Consider the following 23,445-nt stretch of genomic DNA (forward strand, 5'->3'; position numbering starts at 1 on the left):
GCCGCATCATCACGAGCTCGCCGGCCTCTGTCGCAACACGCTGAATCGCTGATCCACCAGGTCAACACACTCATGCAGACCCGGAGCCGGTAGACCGGCACACTCACGCATCACGGCAGTGGCCTGCACATTCCGCCCGGCCGAAACGAGGCCGTCCACCCCCGCCTGCACCTCAACCGAGAGCCGGTCCCACAGAGCATTCCCCATACCCGCATTGAACCCGACGGACCGCACCCAGGAGCGACCACGATCCGCCGCCTTACCAAACACACCCGGCAGGACAAAACGCTCTTTTAGTCGAGCTGGCCCCAGGCCATGGAGTCGGTGCGGCGGGCGGCGGGTAGGAGCCAGTTATACGTGCGGAGATCCATTTTCCGGTCAGTCTTAGCGGCCGCCCGGCGGGCAGATCCGGTCCGGCAGCCAAGTGGGGAGGCCGCGGCGTTCGTCCGAGGAGAGGTCGCGACCGAGGGTGCCGCACAGCTCCTTCTTCCAGAGCTCCGGATCGAGGTGGAGGACGTTCACGGCAGCCTTGTCGATGCGCCGGAGCAGGGTCCTGCCGTCGTGGGAGGCCGCCAGGAACTCCTGTTCCTCCGCGAACACGTACGAATCGCCGCGGCCCTCGGGGTCCGCCGCGTCCTGGAACCGGATGGAGTTCCCATTGGCCAGAAAGTACACGGAGCTGTCCGACTGGAAGCCGTGCTCGAACATGTGGAACCGGTGCAGCGGCCCGACCGGGCCAAGCACCCTCCGCAGGGGCTGCCCGGCCTGCCCCACCGACCACACTTCCACCATGAGCCCCTTGGTTTGCACGACTGCGAAATCACCGCTCCGGTCGAGAACGGCGGTGCTGACGTCGGGTCCCAGCCTGACCGCAAGCCTTTTGTTCTCCTTGCCCGTACGTAGGGAGATGGCACGGATGACCGGGTCACCGGCGACCAGGCTCTGTACGTGTCCCGGCTCGGGGTGAGGGGAGGCCGTGAACTGCGCCAGGCTCTCCCCGGCGAACCCTAGGTCGCGGACGTCGATGGGCTTCGAGAGGCGTCGGCCGTCACGGGCGTTCCAGTGCTCGATGATGCTGCCGGAGATGGTCAGCAGCTCGTCGCGCGGGCCGAAGAAGACCCGCACGTTCTCGTCCTCGGGAGGCGGTTGGGTCACGATGTCGGTGGCTGTACGCAGGGAGGGGAGTTCCCAGACCCGGACCTTGTCCGGACCGATGAGGTCGGCGGCCAGCGTTCCGCTCCGGTCGGCCTTCAGCTCTGGCAGATCCTCGATGAAATTTGTCCTCGTCTTCCGCGGAGGCCGTTTCACCTCCTTGATGAGCGTCGATCCCTCCGTGCCCATGCGCACGATGCCCAGGCTGTCGCCGTCCTCCCCGAGGCGGACCACCGTCTCGCCCCCCTCGCCCCATGCCGCACCGCTGAGCAGCACCGGAGGGCTGTCGGCGTTGATGGTGCTCCAGCTCAGGGGACGACCGGTCACCGAGGTCTCGTCCGGGACGATCAGTACGGGCTCCTCCGGATCTCCCACGAGGGACATGTCATCTTCAACGAGTCCGGGCAAACTGCTGGGCCCCAGGGCCTCCCGCACCTTGCCTTCCGGGCGCGTCCCGACGACATGCCAGGTGGCCCCCGCCGTGCTCACCGCGAAGTGGTCACCCGTCCCGTCGATCGCGATGCTCTTGCACGAGGTGCTGAACTCACCCGGCCGGTACCTGGTCAGTACCCGGCCGTCCGCGACCCGGAGGGCCTCGTAGGCGACATCCTTCCCCAGCCGCGACTCCCGGCAGACGACCAGCACCGCGCCGTCGCCCGACAGGGCGAGACGAGGTACATACGATGCACGGACGCCGGTCGCCAGCGTCCGCGTCCGTCCCGTGCCGATGTCGACCGCGACCAGTGAGCCCGTCCCGTCCTTCTCCTGTTCGGCGTCGGGCCGCAGATGAGCCACGAGGGTGCCCGCGTTCGGCCCGAACCACACCCGGTCGACGGCGGGCAGCCGCCCGGGCAGCTCCCGCGTCCGCCGGGTCGCCAGTTCCCGGATCCGTACCTTTCCGTCGATCACGGTGACGACCTCGCGGGCGTCCGGGGAGAAATCCGCGAGGCCGAGGCGCTGGGACAACGCGGGTCCCGGCTCCCCGAACTCCTTGCCGAGGATCTTGTCCTCCCTGCCCAGCACCGCCGACCCGTCCGCTCCCGCCGGGTCCACGTCGTGCCAGACCAGGGTGCCGCCGTCCTTCGTCGACAGGTAGGCGATCCTGCGGCCGTCCCGGCTGACCATCGGGAAAAAGGCCTGTTCGGCGTGGGGGAGGCGGGCGCGTACGACCCGCTCGTCGGCGCCCCGGACGAAGAGCACGGCGCCCCCGTCCCTGCTGGTGGTCCCTCCGGCCCTGGTCGTCACGAGGACCACACGGCCGTCCGTGCTCGTCGCCACCTGGCTTATCGGGGCGTCGGTCGCGGACAGGGCCCACCGGGAGAGCACGAAGTGGTCGTAGCGGCGCAGCAGCGCGCTGCGCGCCTCCTCTGTGGGGAAGAGGTCGTGGGCTGCCATGGCGACCAGAGCGGCACCCCCCGGGTCCCGTTGCGCCAGCTCGTCTGAGAGGACCGCCAGCGAGCGCGAGCGTCCCTCCGCCTCCCGTTCCGCGCTGACGCGGGACTGCTGGACGAGGAAGGTGCCGAGCCCGGCGATGAGCGCGAGGACGAGCGCCGCGACACCCCAGGCGGCCCGCACCCGGGCCCGCCGGAGACGATGGCGCCTTGCGGCCAGATCGATGAATGCGCTTTCCTCGGCGGAGAGTTCATCCTCCCGGGCATGTATCCGGCTGGTCAAAGAGGCCAGATGAATAGGGCCGGGCAGCAGGTCCGGGGAGCGCCCCGTCATCTCCCAGCGGTCGAGGTCGTGGCGCAACTCCGCACGGGCCGCCAGCAGGTCACTGTCGGTCTGCACCTGGCCGGCGAGCGTCGGCCAGGTACGGATGAGGGCCTCGTGGGCGAGCTCGGCCGTCTGCGGTTCGCCCTCTTTCCCACGTAGCACCAGCAGCCGCCGTTCGGCCAGGGCCCGGGCGATCCGCCAGCGCGCCTCACCCGTCTCCTCACGGGTGAGCATCCGGCGCAGCGGGGCCTCACTGCCGGGCAGCACCCGGACGAGTCCGGTGAGCAGTCGCAGCGCGTCGGTCTCGTCCACCGGGCGTACGCACTCCCGCCACGCCTGTTCCGCATGGCGCGCCAGGGCGCCGTGGACCCCGCCGATCTCGTCGTACGTCGTCAGGCGCAGCCGGCCGCCGGACTGCCGGTCCCACACCTGGGTGAGGACGAAGCCGAGCAGGGGCAGGATGCCGGGCGCGCCTCCGGCGTCGTCCAGGATGCGCTGCTCCAGCCCGGGGTCGTACGCCACGGTCGGCAGACGCCTGACGGGCTCGCTGATCACGTCTGCGAGCTGGTCCCCGGACATCGGGGTGAGCGGAACGTTGGTCCCGTCCTTCAGCGCCGGGCCCATGAAGGGGTGGTTGAGCGCCGCGTCCACGAAGTCGGCGCGGAGTGTGAGCAGGACGCGGACGTTCCCGGGCTGCGCCTTCGGGAAGAGCAGCCGGGCGGCCTCCACCATCTCGGCCTCGGTGCGGTCCAGGAGGGACTCGGCCTGGTCAACGACGACCAGGACCCGGGCCGCCGTGGGTCCGAGTGCGCGGTGGAGGGCGTCGGCCAGCCCCTCCTTCACCAACTGCGCTTCCATGTATTCGGCGCTCTTTGCTTCTTCCGACTCCTGGGCCCGCGCCAGCCGGTACAGCTCGGTGGCGAGCGCGGAGCGCAGGGAGGCGATGTGCCCCGCGTTGACGACCAGGACTGCGTACCCCGCCTCCCGCATCTTCGGCACCACACCGGCCAGCACCAGCGAGGACTTGCCGCAGCCGGAGGGCCCGTACAAGGTGACGGGCGGCCGGTCGCCGTGCAGGGCGGTGACCACCTCCTCGATGTCGTCGTCCCGCCCGAAGAAGATGTGGGCGTCGGCCTCTTGGAAGGTGGCGAGGCCGCGGAACGGGGTGGGCGGGGTGACGAGGGGGACGAGTTCGGGCAGCGCGTCCAGCAGCGTACGGGTCCTCAGGGCGAATGCCTGCTGCGTCTCGCGTCCGGGCTCGGCGGCCACCATCAGGCCGACGACTGCGCCGAGTTCGTCGTTCCAGACGGGACTGCCGCTGAAGCCCCGCTTGACGTAGACGCTCTCGCCGTCGCCTCGCGAGAGCTGGATCCATCCCTCCTGGGTCGGCCCCCGGAACGTCCCGCTGTGCCAGATGCCGCCGGGGTGGTCGTCGGTGAACCCCACGGCCCGGGCGTGGTGGTGCCACACGCCCTCCGGGGGATCGGCCAGGGGCAGCGGCCGGGCCCCGGGTATCGGGTCCCCCAGCTGCAGGAGGGCCATGTCACCGGTCCGGTCGGGCGCGACGGGTATCCAGCGCCGCACTTCGGCTATGCGGTCACCGCCGTCGTACGAGCCCCCGGCGTCCCCGGCCAGCGGCAGGTCGATGGCGACCTCGGCCCCGGACTCCACCGCTTCCTCCCGGGGCCGGTCGAGGGCGTCGGAGACCACGTGGGCGCAGGTGAGCACGAGATCGTCGGTGACCAGGAAGCCCGCACCGGCGACCATGCCGTCCCGGCCCCTGACGCGGACGACGGCGGCGGCCAAGGCCGCCTCCGGGCCGTATGCAGGGTCAGGGCGGCCCGTCGTGCGCTCCGGGGTCGTCCGCCGGTCGTCCCCGTGCCCGCCCTGCGATCCGTGTGTCACTGGGCCCCCACCCGTATCAACTGCGCTGCTGCCCCACATTATCGGCGTCCGTGCCCGGCCCGTCGTTCCTGTTCCAGGTCAGGGTGATGGAGAAATTGGCCGCCGTCGCGGTGCTGGCGATGACGACGTCCGCCTCGGCGGACAGGGACACCCCGAACTCCAGGGTGATCTCGTCCGGGGCCTGCGCCATCCCGGAGAAGCGGTCCACGAAGCTCTCCGCAACGGGGCGTACGGTGTCCAGCATCTGCCCGAGTGTCCGCTCGGCCCGCGCCACGGTACGGCCGCCCCGCCCCACGCGGACGAGTGCCTCGTCCACTTCGCGGATCTGGACCCGGACGGTTTGGTCGCTGGCGTCGCCGACGGCGTTGCCCAGGGCCACTTCCACCGTGTGGACGGGGCGTTCGTTCATGGCGGTCTCCAATGCTCGGGAGCTTCAGATCGTAGCGAGAGCGGCCGAGGCGGTTCCCGGGAGCTAGGGCGAGTATCGGGTTGTGATCAGTTTGCGGGTTTCACCCTCGGCGTTGAGCCGGATCCGGCAGAACTTGTTGTATGACGCGAGTGCAATGAACGGACGCTGAATGGGAGTTCATCGAGCCGTACCTGCCGATCGGTGAGTACGGCCCGTACCCCGAGCGGCTCCGCCGACAGTTCGAGGGGGTGATCTGGCGGTTTCTTCAGGCGGCCAGTGGCGGGAGATGCCGCGGGAGTTCGGTGCCTGGTCGACTGTCCACAACCGCCACCGGCAGTGGAGGGATGCCGGAGTGTTCGAGGCCCTGCTGGAGGGCGTGATCGCGGAAGCCGCGAAGCGGGGTCAGGTGGACCTGTCGCTGGTCAGCGTGGATTCCACCACCGTCCGGGCCCACCACGACGCGGCCGGGATGCACCTCGACTCCGCCACGCTTGCCGACCTGGAGAAGGCCGCCGAGGAGGCGGAGAAGGCCCGGCAAAAGGGGGCGGCCCGGAGGGACAAGACGGGCAGGACACCGCGGACGCCCCGGAACGCGACAAGCGGCGACGTGTCCGACGCAGGCGCAAGCTCCGTCTGAAAGCCGCCCTGCCTGGCCGTTCCAGAGGCGGTCAGACCAGCAAGGTCCACGTCGTCGGTGAGCGCAGGTGCCGCCCGCTGGCGCTCGTGCTCACCGAGAGGGGCAGGCCGCTGACAGCCCTCAGTTCGTCCCCGTCCTGAAGAAGGTCCGGGTTCGCGGGCCGGCCGGTCGTCCCCGTACTCGCCCCGGCGCGGTCGCCGGGGACAAGGCTTACTCGTCCCGCGGCAACCGCGCTCACCTGCGCAAACGCGGCATCAAGGCAGTCATCCCGGAGAAGAAGGACCAGGCCGCCAACCGGAAGAAGAAGGGCTCCACGGGCGGCCGGCCCGTCAGCCACGACGCCGAGCTCTACAAGGAGAGGAACACGGTCGAGCGCCTGATCAACAAGCTGAAAGCCTGGCGAGGCATCGCCACTCGCTACGACAAAACTCCTGCGAGCTACCTCGCTGGCCTCCACCTTCGCGGCGCGATGATCTGGATCAAAGACCTGGTCAGAACCACCCCTTGATCACAACCGAATACTCGCCCTGGGAGGCATGTATGTCGGAGCAGGCCTCTAGGAATTCGAACGACGGCATCTCCCTGACCCAGGTCACCGAGGGCGCGCTGGAGGAGTCCGCCAAGATGCTGGCGGAGATGCAAAGGCTTGACCTCCTGGGGATTCGATCAGCCAACGTGCAGTCCGTGGGTTGGGACGGAGGCCAACGAGCCGCTCACGTCCTCCGAGGTCGTCACGATCCTCGGTCAGGACACCCTTGCTGAGGTTGCCGAGAAGACCGGGGCCGACACCGGAGAACTGGCGGACTATGTGGCCGAGCAGCTGCCGGTGCTGATCGACCAGACCTCCCCCGACGGGCAGATCACGAGCGACCCTGAGGTGTTCAGCCAGGCGTTCACCGAGTTCGAGAACAACGCCCCGTTCACGGTGCCCACCGCCCGGATCGGGGACGGCCGCGATGCGACCCGCCGAGTTCGTCATCCTGCAGTTCACGCAGGAAGTAGGCCAGGGCTGGAACACACAGGTGCCCCCGAGCCGTCCGCCCCGGACGGCTCGGGGGCACCTGTGTGTCGTGTGGTCAGGCGGTCAGCGAGAACACGGGACTTGGGGCACCCTGGACTGTCAAGCCCCGGGTTTTGTGGAGACTCCGTTAGCTGGATTTCTGGAGTGATGTAGAGGGTTCGGCCACAAGGTAGTGGGGCGGCCTCGTGCTCGGCCGGGGTGACGTGTCCGAGCTCGCCGTGGAGGCGGCGCTGGTTGAACCAGTCGATGTATTCGGCGCGATCTCGACGTCGTTGATGCCGGTCCACGGCCCCTTGTTCCGGATCAGCTCGGCCTTGAACAGGCTGCTGAACGCCTCGGCGCGGGCGTTGCCATACGAGTCACCCTTGGAGCCGACCGAGGCCACGGCCGCCTCCCGTTCGAGGCGTTCGGTGGAGCGCAGAGCCCGGTATCGGACTCCGCGGTCCGAGTGGTGCGTGAGGCCGGTGAGGTCGGCGTCGGCGTGTCGGCGGCGCCAGATCGCCATCTCCAGCGCGTCCAGGGCGAGGTCGGTGTAGAGGCTGGTGGCGACCTGCCAGCCGACGACCATGCGGGAGAAGACGTCGATGACGAAGGCGGCGTAGACCCAGCCGGAGAAGGTCCTGATGTAGGTGATGTCCGCGACCCACAGCTGGTTCGGGGCGGTCGCGGTGAACTGTCGCTCGACCAGGTCGGCCGGGCGGCCGGTCTCCGGGGCGGGCCGCGTGGTGCGCGGGCTCTTGGCCCGGATCACCCCGCGCAGGCCGTCCGCGCGCATGAGGCGTTCGACCGTGCAGCGAGCCACCTCGACTCCCTCGCGGATTAGGGCTGCATGGACCTTGCGGGCCCTGTAGACAGCGTAGTTGTCGGTGTGGATCCGGCGAATCTGTTCGGTGAGCTCGGCATCGCGCGGGCTGCGGGCCGACGGAGGACGGCTGTGGGCGGCGTAGTAGGTGCTCGGCGCGATCGGCGCGTCCGTCTCGGCGAGGACGTCGCAGATCGGCTGGACGCCGAACGTCTCCTTGTACTGGTCGATGCAGGCGACCTTCATCGCAGTGGACGGTCCAGCTCCGCGGCGAAGAAAGCCGAGGCGGACTTCAGATCGCGTTCGCCCGCCGCAGTTCCTTCACCTCCCGCTCCAGCTCCGCGATCCGGGCGGCCTCCGCGCTGGTGGTCCCGGCAACGGTGCCCTCGTCGATCTCGGCCGCTTGACCCACCCCCGCAGGGCCTCGGGGTGCACGTTCAGCTGGTCGGCGATGCGCTTGATCGCCCCGGCACGGCCGGCCGGGTCCTTGCGGGCCTCGATGGCCAGACGCGTCGCGCGTCACGCAGTTCGTCGGGGTACTTACGGGGAGCAGCCATGATCGGCATCCTTCCGGGTTTGATGATCTCCATCAAACCCGGGGCGGTTCATGGGAGCGGGTGCGCACCGCCGTCGACAGCTACCTGCAGGGTCTGTGGCGGCAGGGCGGTCTCATGGGCCAGACACCTCAGGAGGCGTACTTCGTCCAGGCCGGCGAGGGCATCACGATGACGGAGGACGACGTGACGTCGGGCCAGCTCATCGTCAAGGCCGGCCTCGCCGTCACGCGGCCCGCCGAGTTCGTCATCCTGCAGTTCACCCAGGAGATCGGCCAGGCCTGACCTGCCCCCGCCGGGCCCCCGGGGCCGCCGAAGAGGGCTGATGCCGAATCGGCCGGACCGGGTCAAAGGCTCCGGCCGGGACAGCGACGCGCACTGTCACAACTCCCTGTCAGTCTTCGGACACGGACCGGCTCGCTGGGGTCATGTCAGCGCCGACGTGCGCCCGGTTTCTGACGGCCGGTGACGGTGAACGCCACGGAGTAGGTGAGGGTGTCCTCGCTGTCCAGGTGGTCGAGGAAGATCCGGACGGCCTTGTCCGCGGCCCCGGACGAGCCGAGAGCACGGGCGATGGCGGGGCGGGCGATGTCGAGCTTCAGATGCCACTGCTCTCGTTCGGCCGGTTCGATCGGCCCGGCGATCACGTGGTACGGATCGACGCGTACAGCGAGATCGGTGAGGCCGGCCTCCCGGGCGAGCCGGTACAGCTGACGGCCGGTGTGCGGGTCGAATCCGGTCGCCCTCAGAGCCGCCACGACCGGGTCGAGAACCGCACTGAGCGCGGGAGAAACCGGATCGTGCCAGACGAGCTGGCCGTCGAGGTCGAAGAGCACGACCACGCCGCCCGGCTTGGTGACACGGGCCATCTCCGCGACGGCCCGGCCCCGTTCGGCGACGTACTGCAGCATCAGCCGGGAGTAGACGACATCGAAGACACCGTCCTCGAAGGGGAGGTCCCGGGCGTCGCCGCAGCGGCGTACGAGCGCGGCACCATCCGCGCTTCCGGAGCCGGCGGCCAGCCGCTCGGGGTTGCCGTCGAAGGCCACGACCCGGCTATCGGGCCATGCCCGGCACACGGCCTGCGCGATGTGTCCCGGTCCCGCACCCACGTCCAGGACCTCCGGCGCCCCCGTGGGCATCACGGGCGCAAGGTACTCCCGCACCCACGCATCGGCGTCCACCTTGGCCACCAGACGGCCGGCCTCGCGGCGGTCCTCCATCAGATACGGAACGCTCATGCGGTCCTCCTCGGGTGTGCGACCCGGCCGCGCAGGCGCCGCTCGTAGAGGTCGTCGATGTACTGGTAGAAATCGTGGTGCGCCTCGGCCAGCCACAGGGCCTGGCTGTACGGGCGGACACGCTCCGCGCCTGCCCTGACGAGCCGGTCCAGCGACAGGGAACTGGCGACGGGCAGGCAGCCGGGCTCGAATCCCTCGTAAGCGGAGCACGCGGCGGACAGCACCGCGTCCGCCGCCCGCCGCGCCTCGTCCGCGTCGAGACCGGGTGCCACCAGCAGGTCACACCGGTTCTCCAGGAACGAGAAGTTGAAGCCCAGCGGCCCCCGGTAGGCCAGCGCCGCCGCCAGCATCCGGCCGGTGGCGTCGTAGGCGGCCCAGATCCTGCGATAGCGGCGAAGTCCCACCAACCGGTAGAGCCGGTCGACGTCGTTCAGCCTCAGATCACCGCGGTCCAGCCCCTCGGCCCGTACGTACACATCGCCGCGGCAGCGGCTCGCGAGGGCGGCCAGTTCCGGGCACGCCGCGTCGTCCAGCTCGGCCACGCGCTCCGCCCCGGTCCGCATGGCGCCGAGGGAGCGGGCGAGGGGCAGCGGCACCGTGACGTAGTCCCCCGGCACCACCGCTGCCTGCCCAGGGGAAACCTTCTCGACCATGCCGCCGAAGGCGACGGCCGCGAACCGGTTGCCGGGACTGAACCAGTCCTGCTGCGCCACATCCCGCTTCTCGGCCATGCGGACCGCCAGGCCCGCCAGCATCACCGCGCGGGCACCCACCAGCGTGCCGTGGCTGACCAGGTGCTGGGTCTGCCAGCCGCCGTGGGTGGACCGCCAGGACGTCATTGATGCCCAGCCGCCGTTCGGGTCGTCGTACGACCCCACCCAGTGCAGCAGTTCCCCGGCACGCCGGGCGCGCTGCCAGTTGTCGAGGATCACCGGCCAGTACGGGGCGAGCCTTGCCCGCTTGCCCGGGTACAGGAAGCGCGAGCTTTTGTACCGGTCGAAGAGCTCCGCGGGAGTCCATGTGTTGACCCGGCACCCGAACTCCGACCAGTCACCCGGCAGGGCAGTAGGGCTGGGAGGGTGCGTGGGCACGGGCGCGTGAGCCCGCACCGCGGTCAGTGTCGAATCCATTGCTGCTGCACAACCCGTTCCAGAAGAAGATCTTGATCATCCGAGTGGTAACGGTGCTCTCCAACGGAAGTAACGGCCGGCGCCGACAGGTGCGGACCGCCTCCGGGCCGGTCCGTCGCCGACGGGCCAGGCACGTCCTCGACCGACCAGGGCTGCCGTCCGGCTCGCGTGAGTGGACGGCAGCCTCGACAGGCGCGGGAGCGGAATCAGTTGGGGAGCTGTTCCAATGATCCAGGTGCACAGCTTCTCGGTGACAGCTGTGTGCGCGGTGGTCGTGGTGAAGCAGAGGAAGCCGTCCAGCTCGCTTTCCTCTCCGTCGGCTTCGCCGGCACTGCCATCGAAGTGATCATGGTGTCCGATGCGGTAGTGGTTCGTTTCTTTTCATGGGGCGGTCGTGGGGATCGCCGATCATGGAAAGAGCACTCACCGATGGCGCAGCCAGTTCGTATCGTGTTCCGCTCCGCGCTGTATGACGCGCCCGCTGTCGGTGAGGGTCTGCGGGTGGCGTTGTACCAGGGGCAGGTCGGCAGCCGGGAGGCGGTGCGGCAGAACATGGACCGGCTGGCCGAAGTTTCCTCTCTGGCCGCGGCTTACGGCTGCCAGGTGGTTGTGTTTCCGGAGAAGTACACCACCGGCTACGCCATCGACCCCGGCCAGTGCCGTGAACTGGCAGAGCACCGCGAGGGCCCTTCGATCGACCGGGCCCGCCTGGCTGCCAAGGAGAACGGCTTGGCCGTGGTCCTGCCTTACCCCGAACGGGACGGGAGCGACTTCTACGACTCCATCAGCGTGATCGCTGCCGACGGGCAGGTGGCCGCCAACTACCGCAAGACCCACCTCTACGGGGCGGCGGAGCGACGTAACTACTCCTTCGGTCAGGACCTGCCGCCCCTCGTGACGATCAACGGCATCACGGTCGGCGTGCTGAACTGCTATGAGTGCGAGTTCCCGCCGCTGTACCAGCACCTGGCTGAACACGGTGCGCAGATTGTGCTGGGGCCCACCGCGGCTGACGGCCACTTCCGTCTGGCTGACGGCGCCATGAGCCGTGTTCCGTACCAGGACGCCACCCGCCACATCATCCCCGCTATGGCCAGCGTCTGGCGTCTGTTCGTCGCCTACGCCAACCGCCGTGGCTGGGAACAGGTCCCCGCCGGCGCTTGGCAGTACCAGGGAAACTCCGGAATCTGGGGGCCCGACGGCGAGCCCCTTGTGGTGGCCACCGCTGAGGACCGCAACCATGACTGCCTCCTGATCGCCGACTGCCTGCCCGTGGCCATCCCGCCCTTCAGCCCCGAAGGCCACCACCTGACCGACAACCGCCTCGCCCTCAACCCGGTCCTACGCCCCGCCCGCTGACAACCCTGCCGCGTTGGCGCAGCTCGGAGAGTCCGGCTATGGGAAAGGATCCCGAGCCGAGTCGAGGTGCTGTTGGCGTGCGCACGACGGAACGGAGTGCGTGCGCAGAGGTGGGCGAGGACACCCGCTGGGTATGCAACGGCGAGACGACCGGGCGCAGACGCCCCCCAGGACGTCAAGCGGTCACCTGCCGGACTCGGGGACCTGACCTGGAAGGGCGCGTTCTCGGAGGAAAGCGAACCGTTCGCCCGCAACGACGAGAGGAAGCCCGCCATGAGCATTCCCTGCCGCCTGATCGGATCAGGCGACCATAAAGTGCTGGTGCTCCACGACTGGTTCGGCACCAGCGCCGGCTGGGGGCCCTTCCTGGACTACCTGGACGGCGACACCTTCAGCTACGCCTTCCTCGACTACCGCGGCTACGGCGACCGCAAGCACGTCACCGGCACGTACACGCTCGCCGAGATCGCCGAGGACGCCCTCGCCCTGGCCGACGAGCTCGGCTGGGAAAGCTTCTCCCTCGTCGGCCACTCGATGGGCGGCAAGGCGGCTCAGCAGGTGCTGGCCCAGGCCCCGCACCGAGTGCGGAAGCTGGTCGGCCTGGCCCCCGTCCCCGCCGGTGCCTATCCGCTGGACGCCGACGGAGAAGCGCTGTTCTACGGTGCCGCGCAGGACCGCGACAAGCGACGCTCCATCGTCGATCTGGTCACCGGCCGACGCGCCTCCCGGGTGTGGGTGGACCTGATGGTCGACCTCTCCTTGGAGTGGTCGACCCGGGAGGCGTTCGGCGGCTACGTGAAGGACTGGGTCACCGCCGACCTCACGGAACGGATCACCGGCAACCCCGTCCCGGTCAAGGTCATCGTCGGCGAGCACGATCTCGCCCTCACGGCCGACGCTATGCGCGCCACGTGGCTCAGCCACTATCCGAACGCCGAACTGGAGGAGATCGCCAACAGCGGCCACTACCCCATGCACGAGACACCTGTGGCCCTGGCCACCAGCCTCGAGACATTCCTGAACGCCTGAGCCCGCAGCGGCAGCTCCAAGAACACCTGGCGCACCATCACCATGCCCACGGGCTCCGATCGGGAACCCGCAACAGCGGGCCCCGCCCCCCAGTCACGGCAGGGAAGACCTCTGCGCAGGTCACCGTCGGCTGCCGAGTCAACCTGATCGGCAGGGACACCGGTGTGGGCGACGGAGTTCCCCTCCGCGAGGCAAAACCCGGAACGAGTGAAAGAAGCCGCCCCACAGCCGGGATGACGGTGGGCACGCCCCGCCCCTGCCCCGGGCCCGAAGTGTCATGCCGGGCCCGACGATGGCCGGTCTTCGTACGGGACCACGGCATCAAAGCCCGGTGGTCGGCCGTCACCGCGGCTCGCCTCAACCGCACGTCGGGGTGCGCGGCCTGCCCGTGTGAGAAGTCCCTGACAGGGCAGGGCGCCTCCCGAGTGGATGCCTATAGCGACCGCGCCATCACTATGCGCAACGGTTCGGCTTTGCTGCCTGCCTGCGCCACATCATTGTTAAGGACCGACGTGAACGCACTTCTCCGCGGCCGTAGCCGCAGCGCCCCGCTCTTCGCGGGCCTGCTGGCGCTGCTGGCCATACTGCTGGCCTGGCCCTCGACCGCCACCGCGCAGGAAGGCCGGCTCAAGGGCTGGGGCGCCAACGAGAGCTATCAGTTCGGCGGCGTGGTCACCAACGCCAAGTACAAGCCCGTGACGGTGCCGGGGCTCACCGACACCGACATCAAGAGTATCGATGCCGGCGCCAGCCACAGCCTCGCCCTGCTCTCCAACGGGACCGTGGAAAGCTGGGGCCTCAACACCAGCGGCCAGCTCGGCATCGGCACCCTGACTAACCAGGACCAGGCGTCCACCGTCACCGGACTGCGCGGCGTGGTCGCCATCTGCTGACTCTCACTTCCCTGCCTTAGATGATTCTCATTCCAATGTCCTTTGAGGTGGCGCACGTTAGCTACTGGAGCAGGGATGATATGAGGTTGCTTCAGGCATGCCTTGAGAACTGCTGATGCAGGTACATGAGAATCGCCTGTTCGCTCCGCTGAGAGTTGCAATACGACGATGCCTTTGACCTGCGGCTTTGTGCTGAGGTTGCCTCTCCACGGCTCGGTGTCGCGTGCGCCCGGGCGAACTTGCCGATCGGCGAACGGGTTGCCACCTCGCACGGGCCCCGCTCAGTGAGCGGCAGGTCAAGGCCATCGAGAGCCGGTTCGCTCCTGCTCAAGCCAGCTCTCCGAGGATGCCAGCGGCCGCGCCGAACACGCCAGCGGATCACCCAGCTTGCGTGGGCTCCGCAGCGGCTGTCACTACTCTCATGGGGAGGAAGTTCGGACAACTCTCGCACGCCCGGGCCGCAGGCCGCACGAGTCTGTCTTGAGTGGCCACGGGTGCCTGAGCTGGTCACTCCCGCTCGCGCGGGCTATAGACCCTGCACTGGACAAGAAGACCTGCTCACAGCGAGAAACACTCCCGTTCGCGCGGGCTCTACCAATGAGCGAAGAAACAAGGTCCGTGACGTGGTGGGTATTTACCTGTCGCCGCCGGAGAACGCCCTGGTCCTGGCGGTGGACGCCTCAGTTACCCCCGCCCGCCACCGCCACGTTCAGCGCAGCCGACGACCCCTGGATCGACACCCGCACTGGCCCTCACTACAGCCAACGCGGTCTGCGGGACCTGTTCCTGAACGCCCACATCATCGACGATCTCGCCCTGCCTCATCCCCCGGCAGCCTCAGCTCTGCTGCGGATCGCGATTGCCATCACGGCCCGGATCACCGGCCTGGACGATCCCGAGCTCACCGCCTCCCAGTGGAACGCCCTACGCCGCTCCCGCCTGGAGCAGGGCCGGTTCGACCCGGGCGCCGTCCACGCCTACTTTGACCAACACGCCTGGGACGTCTTCGACCCGGTGCGCCCCTGGCTGCAGGAACCCGCGCTGCGTACCCAGTGCGACCACAGCAGCGGCATCAACGCCTTCGTGCCGGGGCGCCCCGCCGGGAACAACCTGGCTTGCTGGTTCAGCCCGCACGGCCACCCACACCGCCGAGCCCGTGCCTACCGCCGAAGCCCTGCAGATCCTGCTCGTCCACCACTACTATGGCCGCTCGGGCCAGTGCACCCCCCGCACCGTGGACGGGGTCACCACCGGACGCCAGAACAGTGGGCCCCTGCGCTCCAGCGTCTCCTTCCACCTTCTGGGCCGCACTCTGCACGAAACGCTCCTGGCCGGTGTGCCAGCCTTCACCAGCGACGAACAACTGCCAGGCGCCGACGCCTGCCCCTGGGATGAAACAGCTCCCAGTCCGCAGCCCTCCTCAACTCTGGTGACCTGGCCCGGCCGGTTGCTGACCGGACAGAGCCAGCACGCGATCCTCCTCGTGCCTGGCCCCAGCGGGAGCACCGTCACCGACGCCTACCTCACCTGGGCCACCAAGGAGCCCGAGGAAGCCGAGGAAGCCGAGGAAGCCGAAGAGCCCACAGAGCCCGAGATCAGCACTGATCCCTACCTCTCCTACCGGTTCATCACCGAACGCAAGAGCGTCGCCCGGCGCCGCACCAAGAACCGCGCTGATGTGTCCCGCGCGTGGTGGCGTGAACTGGACACACTGGTCCTAGCCTCTGACGAACACGGCACATACGTCCGACCGGCCGTTTTCGACACCCTCAACGATCTTCCTGAGGAACTGCGGCGAAGCCTGCGGATCCGCGTCCACGGATTCGATCAGGACGGCAAGGTCATTGACCGGCAGTGGTACACCGCGATCACCCCACCGCTGCTGAACTGGACCCAGGAACACGATCCGGTCAAAGCCCAGCGCATCGCCGAGTGCTGCCGGGAAGCCGAACAGACCGCCCAACGGCTGGCGACGTCACCAGAAAGGCATGGAAGACCGCCACCCACAGCGGTACCTCCAAGACCTCCAAGACCACGTGGGTGAACAAGGCCCTGGCCCGGTACTGGCCGAAGGCCTGCTGTTCCGCACCGAGTCCGGGCCCGACCCCACCCTCCTCGTCCAGACGGCCCACATACCCGACCTCACCGCCCTGCCCGCCGACTACGGCACCGCCCGGACCGTCGACCTGACCCCCCTGCTGAACTCCCTCACCCCCGGGCGCACCGTCCGCTACCGCATCACCGCCGCCCGCTCCGCCGGCAACCCCAACCGCCGCCCCGTCACCGGGAAACGCCGCGGCAAGATCACCCACCTCACCGGAGACGACGCCATCACCTGGTGGCAGACCCGCACCCAAACCGTCGGACTTCAGCCCGTCACCGTCTCCGGCCTCCCCAGGCCCTTCCCCCGCACCCGCGTCAACCGCACCTCCCCCCACTTCACCCTCCACCTCCACGACGCCCTGGAGGAAAACCCGAAACTCACCCTCGACAAAGACCTCGTCCGCTGGGTACTGAGCCGCATCGACCCCACCACCTGCCATACTCCACAACGCAACTGACCGCGATCCAGCGCCGCAGAAGCCGTCCCCCCGTTACCTTCTTCGTGGCTCCGCAATGGGGCTACCGGCCTTCGGGTCCGGCATGACTTCCCCCCTGTTGTTGATGATCCGGGGGGTGGTGTCACCGGGTCCGGAGGCATCGACGGATCGCTGATGAGGGGCTTGAGCACCGGCTTCACCCGAGCCGGAAGAGCTCTCCGTCAGCCGGCCTCGATCGGCGCCCTGCCGCTGGCCGTCGCCAGGGACATGGGCTGCCCGGTCGCCTACCTGCCCGGGCTGACGATGCGGCGGATCGCCGACCTCTACCCGGACGAGGCGAAGACCGACGCGAAGGACGCGTTCATCATCGCGGACGCGGCCCGCGCGATGCCCCACACGCTGCGGACCATCGACGGCGAAGACGAGACGATCGCCGAGCTGGAGATGATCGTCGGGTTCGACGACGACCTGGCCGGTGAGGCCACCCGGGTCGCCACCCGGCTGCACGGCCTGCTGACCCAGATCCATCCGTCGCTGGAACGGGTCCTGGGACCGCGATTGCAGCACCGGCCGTCCTCACGCTGCTGGAACGGTTCGGATCCCCGGCACAGATACGCAAGGCAGGCCGTCGGCGGCTGGTCACGCTGCTGCGGCCAAAGGCCCCGCGGATGGCCGAGCGGCTGGTCGAGGAGATCTTCGCCGCGCTGGACGAGCAGACCGTGACCGTTCCGGGAACCGACGCGGTCGCGCTGATCGTTCCGAGCCTGGCCGGATCACTGGCCGCCGTCCTTGACCAGCGGAAACTCGTGGCCGGGCGGATCGAGGAACTCCTGGAGGCCCACCCTCTTTCGAAGGTCCTGACGTCCATGCCGGGTATCGGCGTCAGGACCGGAGCCCGCATCCTGATCGAGGTCGGCGACGGCAGCACCTTCCCGACCGCCGGCCACCTCGCCGCCTACGCAGGACTCGCACCCGCGACCCGGAGCTCGGGTTCCTCGATCCGCGGTGAACAGCCGTCACGGAGGGGAAACAAGCAGCTCAAACGAGCTTTCTCCCTCTCCGCGTTCGCCGCTCTGGGCGACCCGGCATCGCGGGCCTACTACGACAAGAAGATCACCCAGGGCAAGCACCACACTCAGGCCCTGCTCTGCCTCGCCAGACGACGGGCAGACGTCCTCTTCACGATGCTCCGCGACGGAACCTTCTACGAACCCCGACCGGCTGCAACCAGGTGAGGAGTCCAGACCGCTCGGTCAGTCCTCCGGCCGAAGCCGCTGGCGAGCGGCCTCAAGCCGCTGGTCATAGTCAGGCGTGAACAGCTCAGGAAGCGCCTTGTCCAGCGTTCCGGCGATCCGATGGATCGGCGCCCAGACCGCCGGATCGTCGACAACGCGGCTGAGGTCCGTCATCTGGAGCCTCATGCACACCCCTACGACTCAGCCCGCCCTCGACCGCACGAACCTACTGGCCTTGGACCTTGACCAAACACATAGGGGCACCCCCCAAAAGGAGAAAACAAGGGCGCTGCGACGGGAAGCGACCGCAGTCGGCACACGATCAGAGGGGCCCGGCGCAGCGAAGCCCAGCCAGGCGACGCGGGATGCTCAGCGAGACGGGTGATCCCCGCCCCTCGGACACCCCCGGGCAGGGCGGGCGCAAAGGGGCGCAGCGCGGGCTAACCTGCCACGCGGCCTTCGCCCTCCTGGCCCCCGTTCAGGCGGCAATGAACACCGCCTTGGGACTATTGTGCGCCGGTACCGAGTCCGCATACGCGCTAGCGGACCGGCTCTGCGCTCAACCGGCGTACGACCTCTTCCCCAGCGTGCAACAAGCCGGCGTGGGCTGCGAACCGGCGCGCCAGCGAGTGATAGGCATCGCCTCCCCGGCCGCTGGCTGCGACGAGTGCCTCTGCGATGTCGTGTGCGACTTTGAGGTTCACTCCGGGCAGGAAACGGCTGATGAGGGCCTCTTTGAGCTCCTGGATGAGACTGAAGGTGAGGTCCTGTTGTTCCTCGGGTGGCGCCTGTTTGCGGCTCCTGCGCGAGACGTCCTTGACGATGCGAGCAATCTCGGATGGCAGTTGACCGTCTGAGAGGGGGGTTCGTGAGCTGATGTCCATTTCCGGCTGAGGTTGGGGCAGGGCTGCTGGTCAGTGGCTCGGGCGGCTACTTCTTTCAGGTCAAGATGCCATCCCCGGCTGCTGCGCGCAGTCCGGTGTCAACGGCCAGTTTGTTCTACTGGCCGCCGTCAGTCAGCCTTGGAGGCTCGGCGGTTTACTGCGACTGCACAGTCCTGATGAACTATTCCCCGGGCACCTCCTGATGACGACGGCCCGACAGCCGTCAAGCAAGGGCGCATGGAAGAAAGCGATCACGAAACGGGGGCACAGCGTGGATCCTGAGGACGACTGGTTCTGGTACGACGAGAGCGAATGCGGGTCGCTCACCGCCAAAGAACGCCGGTTCGCCAGAGCTATCCGGCAGTGTGCCCGCTCTTGGCCAGGCGACCCAGGCGACGGCCGCCGGTGGGATCGGCCCGAGCCCGACGACAGCTTTCTGTGGCGTGGGCCCGATGCGGGCCTCCTTGCCCTGCTGCATGTTCAGGGTCCACCGTGGAACCGCTCGTTGCTCACGGTGGGGGCCGTCTTCGACGGCGAGAGCGCCCGCTGCGACGAGGTGCACAACCAGCGCCTCTACCTGCCGCTCCATTCATCCCCGCTGGCCCACACTGTCTCCGGAGCCGCCAGCCCCGAGCAGACGGCCACCCGGGTAGCCGACTGGTTCGAAGCACTCTTCCAGGACCCCCGGTACTTCACCAACGTCATACGCCTTTCCACAAGGTGGCAACGCTGCGGCAACCCATGGCCCCCAGATGACCTGCCCGACCGCTGAGGGGCGGTTCGTGAGGTGTTGACCGTTTCCCGGCGAGGCTGCTGGCCGTGGTGCTGGACGGCTACTGCTTCCTGGCGAAGCGGCCGACGTCTACCTCGGTGAGGATGCCGACTTTGACCAGGCGTTTCAGCTTGGCGCGAGTGCCCTCGATGTTCTTCGGCAGCAGTTCGTGGTCGAGGGCTTCGCAGACGTCCCGGGCTCGTAGCGGTCCGGTCGCATCGTTGAAGACACCGAGGATGCGGGGGTAGTCCGGGTGCTCGGGCAGGTCCGGCGGAACGGCCGGGAGCCGGTCGGCGAGGGCTGTGACGGTCTTCCGCGTGATCGCAAGGTGTTCGAGGTGGGTCCCGGCCTCCCGCAGCCGGGACTGCAACTCGGCGATCTGGGTGCGGAGATCGTCGGCCAGGGCCCGGGCGGCGTTCTCCTGGATGCCGAGGGCGTCGAGCAGGGGCTCGATGTTCACGCTGTCACCGCCTGCGGATCACGCCAAGTGGGAGTGTTCGCGCCGGTGAGGCGGCGGGCCATGACGTGGGTCATCGCCCAGTAGACGCGGGAGGCGGAGGAGGCCGACCGGTGCTCGTAGTCGCGGACCAGACGGCGGTGCAATATCAGGATCCCGTAGGTCTGCTCGACCCTCCACCGCTTCGGCTGAGGCACGAAGCCCGCCTCCTGCGGGTTGCGTACGACGATCTCGACGTCGATGCCCAGGCCGGCTCCATGCGCGACGACCTGGTTCTTGAAGCCCTGATCGACCAGCGCCTTCTCGACGGTACCGCCGGCGTTCTCGGCGACCTGGTCCAGCAGAGCGATGCCCACGGCGTTGTCGTGGGCGTTCGCGGCCAGCACGATGACGGCGATGACCAGCCCGAGCACGTCCACGGCCAGTCCCCGCTTGCGGCCCGGCACCCTCTTCGCCGTGTCCCGGCCGGTCGTGGACGCGGGGACCCCGGCGGCCGCGTGGACACTCTGGGTGTCCAGGACCACCAGGGTCGGGTCCTCTAATCGGCGGGCCCGTTCACGGACCTGGCAGCGCAGGAGTTCGTGAATGACCTGGTCGGTGCCGTCGTCCCGCCAGGCGGCGAAGTAGTAGTACGTCGCGCTCTTGGGCGGCAGGTCGTGCGGGAGGTAGGCCCACTGGCAGCCGGTCCGGCCCTGGTAGAGGATCGCGTTGATGATCTCCCGCATCGCGTAGGCGCCCTGGTGGCCGCTGACCGAGCGGTGCCGGTCCTTCCACGCCGTTATCACCGGCTCGATCAGAGCCCACTGCGCGTCGGATAAGTCGCTCGGGTACGGCTTGTGTTCACTCACATCATCACACCAGCAGACGAGCGGCTGCGGACCGGCAGATTCCGCCTCGAACCCACACCATCAGGCGACGACAGAGCCACTCAAAGAATCACAAACCGCCCTCTGAGACGTGGACTCCGGGGACCGGGACGGTCTGGATGCCGTCGATGACGTGTGGCCGGACAGCCAGGGAAATGCTTCCTGAGGCCTCCCACACGTTGAGATAGCGGACTGCGTCAAGCCCGAGGCTGTCCAGGTCGTTGTTGCTGATGTCTGCCGCCGGCTCGTCGTTCTCATCGCGAAAGTCCGGATCGATCCGGCCGGGCGGGACATTGAGGTGGACACGATGAAGATAGAAGGCCGAATGCTCGTCGTCCTGGTCTCGCATACGCCGGTACATGTTCTCGATGGCCGCCTCGTAGGTGCCAAGGTGGAACGCCTTGCCGAGCTGAACCTGCAGATACGGTTCAGGACCACCCATGAGGGCACGAACGTGATCGATCGAGTACTTCTTCCTCATGTCGCGTTCGTAGGCGCTGCTCGGCCAGTCCTCATAGGTGCTGGTGTGATACCAACTGAGCCTGCTGACCATGCTGTCGTCGAGCGCCGGGTCATCAGGATCCCGGATGCTGGCGGTCCGCGGCCCGAAGCGAATCGAACCGCCGCACTGATCGCATGGCATACACGCGCCGTTCCCGTCCTCAAGCCGGAGGTAGTCGCTACCGCTCAGAACCGACGTCTGGCGGCAGATGCCGCAGCGCATACGGAACGCATAGGCGAAGGTGATCTTCCGTTCGATGAGACCGTCGTCGGCAACGTGCACAGCAGAACGCTAGCCGCAGTCTGTGCGAGTTCGCCGCCTGGACTGCCCAGGCGGTCCAGGCGCGTCGACCTGGCGACCATGCAGCAGCCGCCGCCAAATCAAGTTCTTGACCGGGATACGGCGAGCCGAGCAATTGTCAATTCCTTTGGATCAACGTAGGGAGCCACAAGTGGCCCGCAGCCATTGATCGAGGACTGCGAAGTCTTCGTGGGTGAGGCCGCGGGACGACGCGATGCGGTGGAGGAGGGCCGGAGTGGGGTGATGGGTCCAAACCCAGTCCCGATCGGCGTCGGTGATCTCGTCATCGACCCAGACGAACGGGCGTCCGTCCGCCCATGCCACCAGGGTTCGGGTCTTCCAGTGGAGCCCGAACCACTGGTCCTCGCGTTCATGCGCGTCGGAGGGTTCCGGCCAGTGCACGACCGGCAGGGGTGGCAGGCCGAGCCGCGGTGCTATGTCGGTGTTCGCCGCCCCTTCCCAGGTGGTGGCCCAGACCAACTCGCACGGCAGTGCCGCGAGGCGAGGCCCGATGCGCGGGTCGAGCCGCGTCAGGTGCGAATCTGTCGCGGTGCCTGACGGCTCGCGCTGCGGGCCGTCGCCGAACGGCAGCAGCGGTCCGTCGACGTCCAAGAACAGCAGCGGGAGTTCCTCGCGCTCACTCATGCCGCGGCCTCCTGCTCACGCTCGACCAGGACGCCGCGTTCGAAGCGGGCGCCGTTGCGGACGAGGGCGACGAGTGGGGTGCGGTGATCGCGCGCCAGCGGGCCTGGGCGGACTCGGCCAGCTTGAACACCATCCCAGGGCCGCGGCCGGGCTCCCGGCGCCCCTGGTGACCTTGGTCCGCAGCTTCTCCGTGCTGAAGGTCAACTCGATCGGATTCGTCGTGCGCAGGTGGACCCAGTGCTCGGCCGGGAAGTCGTAGAACGCCAGGAGTTCATCGACGTCCTCGGTGATCTTCTTGACGGCCTTGGGCCACTTCGCACCGTAAGCGCGCCCGAAGTCCTTCACCGCCTTCCCGGCGTGATTGCGGTCCTCGGCGTTGTAGATCTCCTGCAGCGCCTTCTTCGCGCCGGGCCGGGCTGATCTCGGCAGGGCGTTGAGGACGCAGGAGCGGGCCTGGCCGAGGCGGACCTTGGGGTGGACGCCGTCGGCCCACACGTACACATAGTCGGATCCGGACAGGTCTCGGTCCTGGAAGGCGGCGTGGTCGTCGCTCCACTGCTTGGTCAGCCGGGTCCCCGTGGCCGGCGAGAGCCCAGCGGCCGAGCCGAGGAACTGTTCCATCGAGGGCACGAAGTCCCCGGAGGACAGACCGTGCAGGTAGAGCAGTGGCAGGACCTCGCTGATCTTCGGGGACCTCCGGTACCAGGGGGCGAGGATCTTCGACGAGAACCGCTTGCGTTCGCCCGTCTCACCGTCGACCCGCTTATCATTCACCCGCGGCGCCTTCACCGCCATCGGCCCGGCGGCGGTGGCCACCGTCCGCTCGCGGTGGTGGACGTTACGGACCACCAGACGGCGACCGGCCTCGTCCCGCTCGCCCTCCAACTCAGCTATGTACTGGTTGACCTCAGCTTCCAGGGCCGCGGCGAGCACCCGACGGGCACCCTCACGGACGATGTCGTCCATCAAAGAGCCGCTCTGGGTGGTGCCGTCCTCGTTGACTACGCTCAGCACGGGCGTGCCTTCCCGACCCGCGCTGCAACGCGGGCCTACTCGATGACCAGAAGTCGATCACTCGGGAAGGTACGCCCTCCGCGTTCCGCGATGCACCCCTCCCGAGTCCGATCCACAGGTCTTGAGCATTGCTCTTGGTGGAGTACCGGTAGTTCTAGTAGCTCATCGGTGAGCCCGAGCGCGGCAGTGCAAGGGCCCCGATGTGAGGTGGAAGCCTGCCGCCGTTCTGGGACTTTGATCCCTGTGTTCAGACCGGCTCTGCCTCGCCCGTGCCCTGCCGGGCGGAGACCTTCGGTAGTTCGGGGACCTTGATCTCTCGTCAAAGACCGGTCCTGCCCGGCAGGCCCGGATCCAGGTTTCATGTCCTCAGCCCGCCGACAGG

Annotated in this window: 17 protein-coding genes, 6 pseudogenes and 1 other annotated feature; of the genes and pseudogenes, 11 read left to right on the top strand and 12 right to left on the bottom strand. The window is 68.4% G+C overall.

The window, feature by feature from the left end; translation table 11 throughout:
* Positions 1-384 precede the first annotated feature (384 nt).
* Positions 385-4,674, bottom strand: coding sequence for an nSTAND1 domain-containing NTPase (locus tag RI138_RS31895; protein ID WP_311122713.1), 4,290 nt, complete (start codon positions 4,672-4,674; stop codon positions 385-387).
* 115 nt (positions 4,675-4,789) lie between these two features.
* Complete coding sequence (locus RI138_RS31900; RefSeq protein ID WP_311122714.1) at positions 4,790-5,182, bottom strand: CU044_2847 family protein; 393 nt, start codon at positions 5,180-5,182, stop codon at positions 4,790-4,792.
* A gap of 179 nt (positions 5,183-5,361) precedes the next feature.
* Between RI138_RS31900 and RI138_RS31905 the strand changes: the two are divergent.
* Both RI138_RS31905 and RI138_RS32480 read left to right on the top strand, forming a co-directional pair.
* A pseudogene (locus tag RI138_RS31905) lies at positions 5,362-6,327 on the top strand (IS5 family transposase).
* Between the two features lie 138 nt (positions 6,328-6,465).
* A complete protein-coding gene (locus tag RI138_RS32480) occupies positions 6,466-6,993 on the top strand; it encodes a YidB family protein (protein ID WP_398864157.1) in 528 nt (175 codons plus the stop codon).
* Positions 6,994-7,019: 26 nt separating this feature from the next.
* On the opposite strand, the pseudogene RI138_RS31910 reads toward RI138_RS32480, so the two are convergent.
* Positions 7,020-8,199 (bottom strand): annotated as a pseudogene (locus RI138_RS31910) (IS3 family transposase); the annotation flags it as partial.
* Positions 7,796-7,924: a sequence feature (AL1L pseudoknot), on the bottom strand. It overlaps the preceding pseudogene by 129 nt.
* Positions 8,200-8,259: 60 nt before the next feature.
* On the opposite strand from RI138_RS31910, the gene RI138_RS31915 reads away from it, so the two are divergent.
* Complete coding sequence (locus tag RI138_RS31915; RefSeq protein WP_311122715.1) at positions 8,260-8,481, top strand: hypothetical protein; 222 nt, start codon at positions 8,260-8,262, stop codon at positions 8,479-8,481.
* A gap of 146 nt (positions 8,482-8,627) precedes the next feature.
* Here the strand turns inward: RI138_RS31915 and RI138_RS31920 are convergent, their stop codons facing one another.
* Entirely contained in the window at positions 8,628-9,437 is an 810-nt protein-coding gene (locus RI138_RS31920) for a methyltransferase domain-containing protein (protein WP_311122716.1), read from the bottom strand.
* Positions 9,434-10,528, bottom strand: a complete 1,095-nt coding sequence (locus tag RI138_RS31925; RefSeq protein WP_311122717.1) for a hypothetical protein — start codon at positions 10,526-10,528, stop codon at positions 9,434-9,436. The genes RI138_RS31920 and RI138_RS31925 overlap by 4 nt, the downstream gene beginning before the upstream one ends.
* A 300-nt stretch (positions 10,529-10,828) precedes the next feature.
* Here RI138_RS31925 and RI138_RS31930 point away from each other — a divergent pair, with 300 nt between their 5' ends.
* The 7 genes and pseudogenes from RI138_RS31930 to RI138_RS31955 all read left to right on the top strand — a co-directional run.
* On the top strand, positions 10,829-11,926 hold the full coding sequence (locus tag RI138_RS31930; RefSeq protein ID WP_311122718.1) for a nitrilase-related carbon-nitrogen hydrolase: 1,098 nt from the start codon (positions 10,829-10,831) through the stop codon (positions 11,924-11,926).
* A 273-nt stretch (positions 11,927-12,199) separates the two neighbouring features.
* The gene (locus RI138_RS31935) at positions 12,200-12,955 is read left to right on the top strand and encodes an alpha/beta fold hydrolase (RefSeq protein WP_311122719.1); all 756 of its coding nucleotides are present in this window, start codon (positions 12,200-12,202) and stop codon (positions 12,953-12,955) included.
* A gap of 512 nt (positions 12,956-13,467) precedes the next feature.
* On the top strand, positions 13,468-13,848 hold the full coding sequence (locus RI138_RS31940; protein WP_311122720.1) for an RCC1 domain-containing protein: 381 nt from the start codon (positions 13,468-13,470) through the stop codon (positions 13,846-13,848).
* A 597-nt stretch (positions 13,849-14,445) separates the two neighbouring features.
* Positions 14,446-14,976 (top strand): annotated as a pseudogene (locus RI138_RS32485) (type I-E CRISPR-associated protein Cse1/CasA); the annotation flags it as partial.
* A gap of 25 nt (positions 14,977-15,001) precedes the next feature.
* Positions 15,002-15,892 (top strand): annotated as a pseudogene (locus tag RI138_RS32490) (type I-E CRISPR-associated protein Cse1/CasA); the annotation flags it as partial.
* Positions 15,885-16,409, top strand: a complete 525-nt coding sequence (locus RI138_RS31950) for a type I-E CRISPR-associated protein Cas6/Cse3/CasE (RefSeq protein WP_311122721.1) — start codon at positions 15,885-15,887, stop codon at positions 16,407-16,409. The pseudogene RI138_RS32490 and the gene RI138_RS31950, both read left to right, overlap by 8 nt.
* A gap of 201 nt (positions 16,410-16,610) precedes the next feature.
* Positions 16,611-17,623 (top strand): annotated as a pseudogene (locus RI138_RS31955) (IS110 family transposase); the annotation flags it as partial.
* 18 nt (positions 17,624-17,641) lie between these two features.
* On the opposite strand, the gene RI138_RS31960 reads toward RI138_RS31955, so the two are convergent.
* Positions 17,642-17,797 (bottom strand): hypothetical protein, encoded by a 156-nt coding sequence (locus RI138_RS31960; protein WP_311123082.1) that lies wholly within the window; start codon positions 17,795-17,797, stop codon positions 17,642-17,644.
* Positions 17,798-18,162: 365 nt separating this feature from the next.
* Complete coding sequence (locus RI138_RS31965; RefSeq protein WP_311122722.1) at positions 18,163-18,507, bottom strand: hypothetical protein; 345 nt, start codon at positions 18,505-18,507, stop codon at positions 18,163-18,165.
* 271 nt (positions 18,508-18,778) lie between these two features.
* Here RI138_RS31965 and RI138_RS31970 point away from each other — a divergent pair, with 271 nt between their 5' ends.
* Entirely contained in the window at positions 18,779-19,279 is a 501-nt protein-coding gene (locus tag RI138_RS31970; RefSeq protein ID WP_311122723.1) for a hypothetical protein, read from the top strand.
* 61 nt (positions 19,280-19,340) lie between these two features.
* Here RI138_RS31970 and RI138_RS31975 read toward each other — a convergent pair whose 3' ends face one another.
* From RI138_RS31975 to RI138_RS31995, 5 genes and pseudogenes are all read right to left on the bottom strand, one after another.
* Entirely contained in the window at positions 19,341-19,739 is a 399-nt protein-coding gene (locus tag RI138_RS31975; protein WP_311122724.1) for a hypothetical protein, read from the bottom strand.
* Positions 19,736-20,584 carry an IS5 family transposase gene (locus RI138_RS31980; protein ID WP_311122725.1) on the bottom strand — a complete coding sequence of 283 codons (849 nt, stop codon included), beginning with the start codon at positions 20,582-20,584 and terminating at the stop codon, positions 19,736-19,738. The genes RI138_RS31975 and RI138_RS31980 overlap by 4 nt, the downstream gene beginning before the upstream one ends.
* An 88-nt stretch (positions 20,585-20,672) precedes the next feature.
* Complete coding sequence (locus RI138_RS31985; protein WP_311122726.1) at positions 20,673-21,386, bottom strand: hypothetical protein; 714 nt, start codon at positions 21,384-21,386, stop codon at positions 20,673-20,675.
* 150 nt (positions 21,387-21,536) lie between these two features.
* Positions 21,537-22,049: an HAD domain-containing protein gene (locus RI138_RS31990; protein WP_311122727.1), complete on the bottom strand. Its 513-nt coding sequence runs from the start codon at positions 22,047-22,049 to the stop codon at positions 21,537-21,539.
* Positions 22,046-23,063: pseudogene (locus RI138_RS31995) on the bottom strand (transposase). Before RI138_RS31995 ends, RI138_RS31990 begins: the two are co-directional and overlap by 4 nt.
* Positions 23,064-23,445: the final 382 nt, after the last annotated feature.

The sequence above is a fragment of the Streptomyces durocortorensis genome (assembly GCF_031760065.1).
In the GTDB taxonomy this organism is placed as follows: Bacteria; Actinomycetota; Actinomycetes; order Streptomycetales; family Streptomycetaceae; genus Streptomyces.

Bases quoted from the DNA above. Each gene is read 5' to 3' on its own strand.
- RI138_RS31900 (WP_311122714.1), bottom strand. From the start codon at position 5,182: ATGAACGAACGCCCCGTCCACACGGTGGAAGTGGCCCTGGGCAACGCC.
- RI138_RS31920 (WP_311122716.1), bottom strand. From the start codon at position 9,437: ATGAGCGTTCCGTATCTGATGGAGGACCGCCGCGAGGCCGGCCGTCTG.
- RI138_RS31935 (WP_311122719.1), top strand. From the start codon at position 12,200: ATGAGCATTCCCTGCCGCCTGATCGGATCAGGCGACCATAAAGTGCTG.
- RI138_RS31960 (WP_311123082.1), bottom strand. From the start codon at position 17,797: ATGACGGACCTCAGCCGCGTTGTCGACGATCCGGCGGTCTGGGCGCCG.
- RI138_RS31965 (WP_311122722.1), bottom strand. From the start codon at position 18,507: ATGGACATCAGCTCACGAACCCCCCTCTCAGACGGTCAACTGCCATCC.
- RI138_RS31990 (WP_311122727.1), bottom strand. From the start codon at position 22,049: ATGAGTGAGCGCGAGGAACTCCCGCTGCTGTTCTTGGACGTCGACGGA.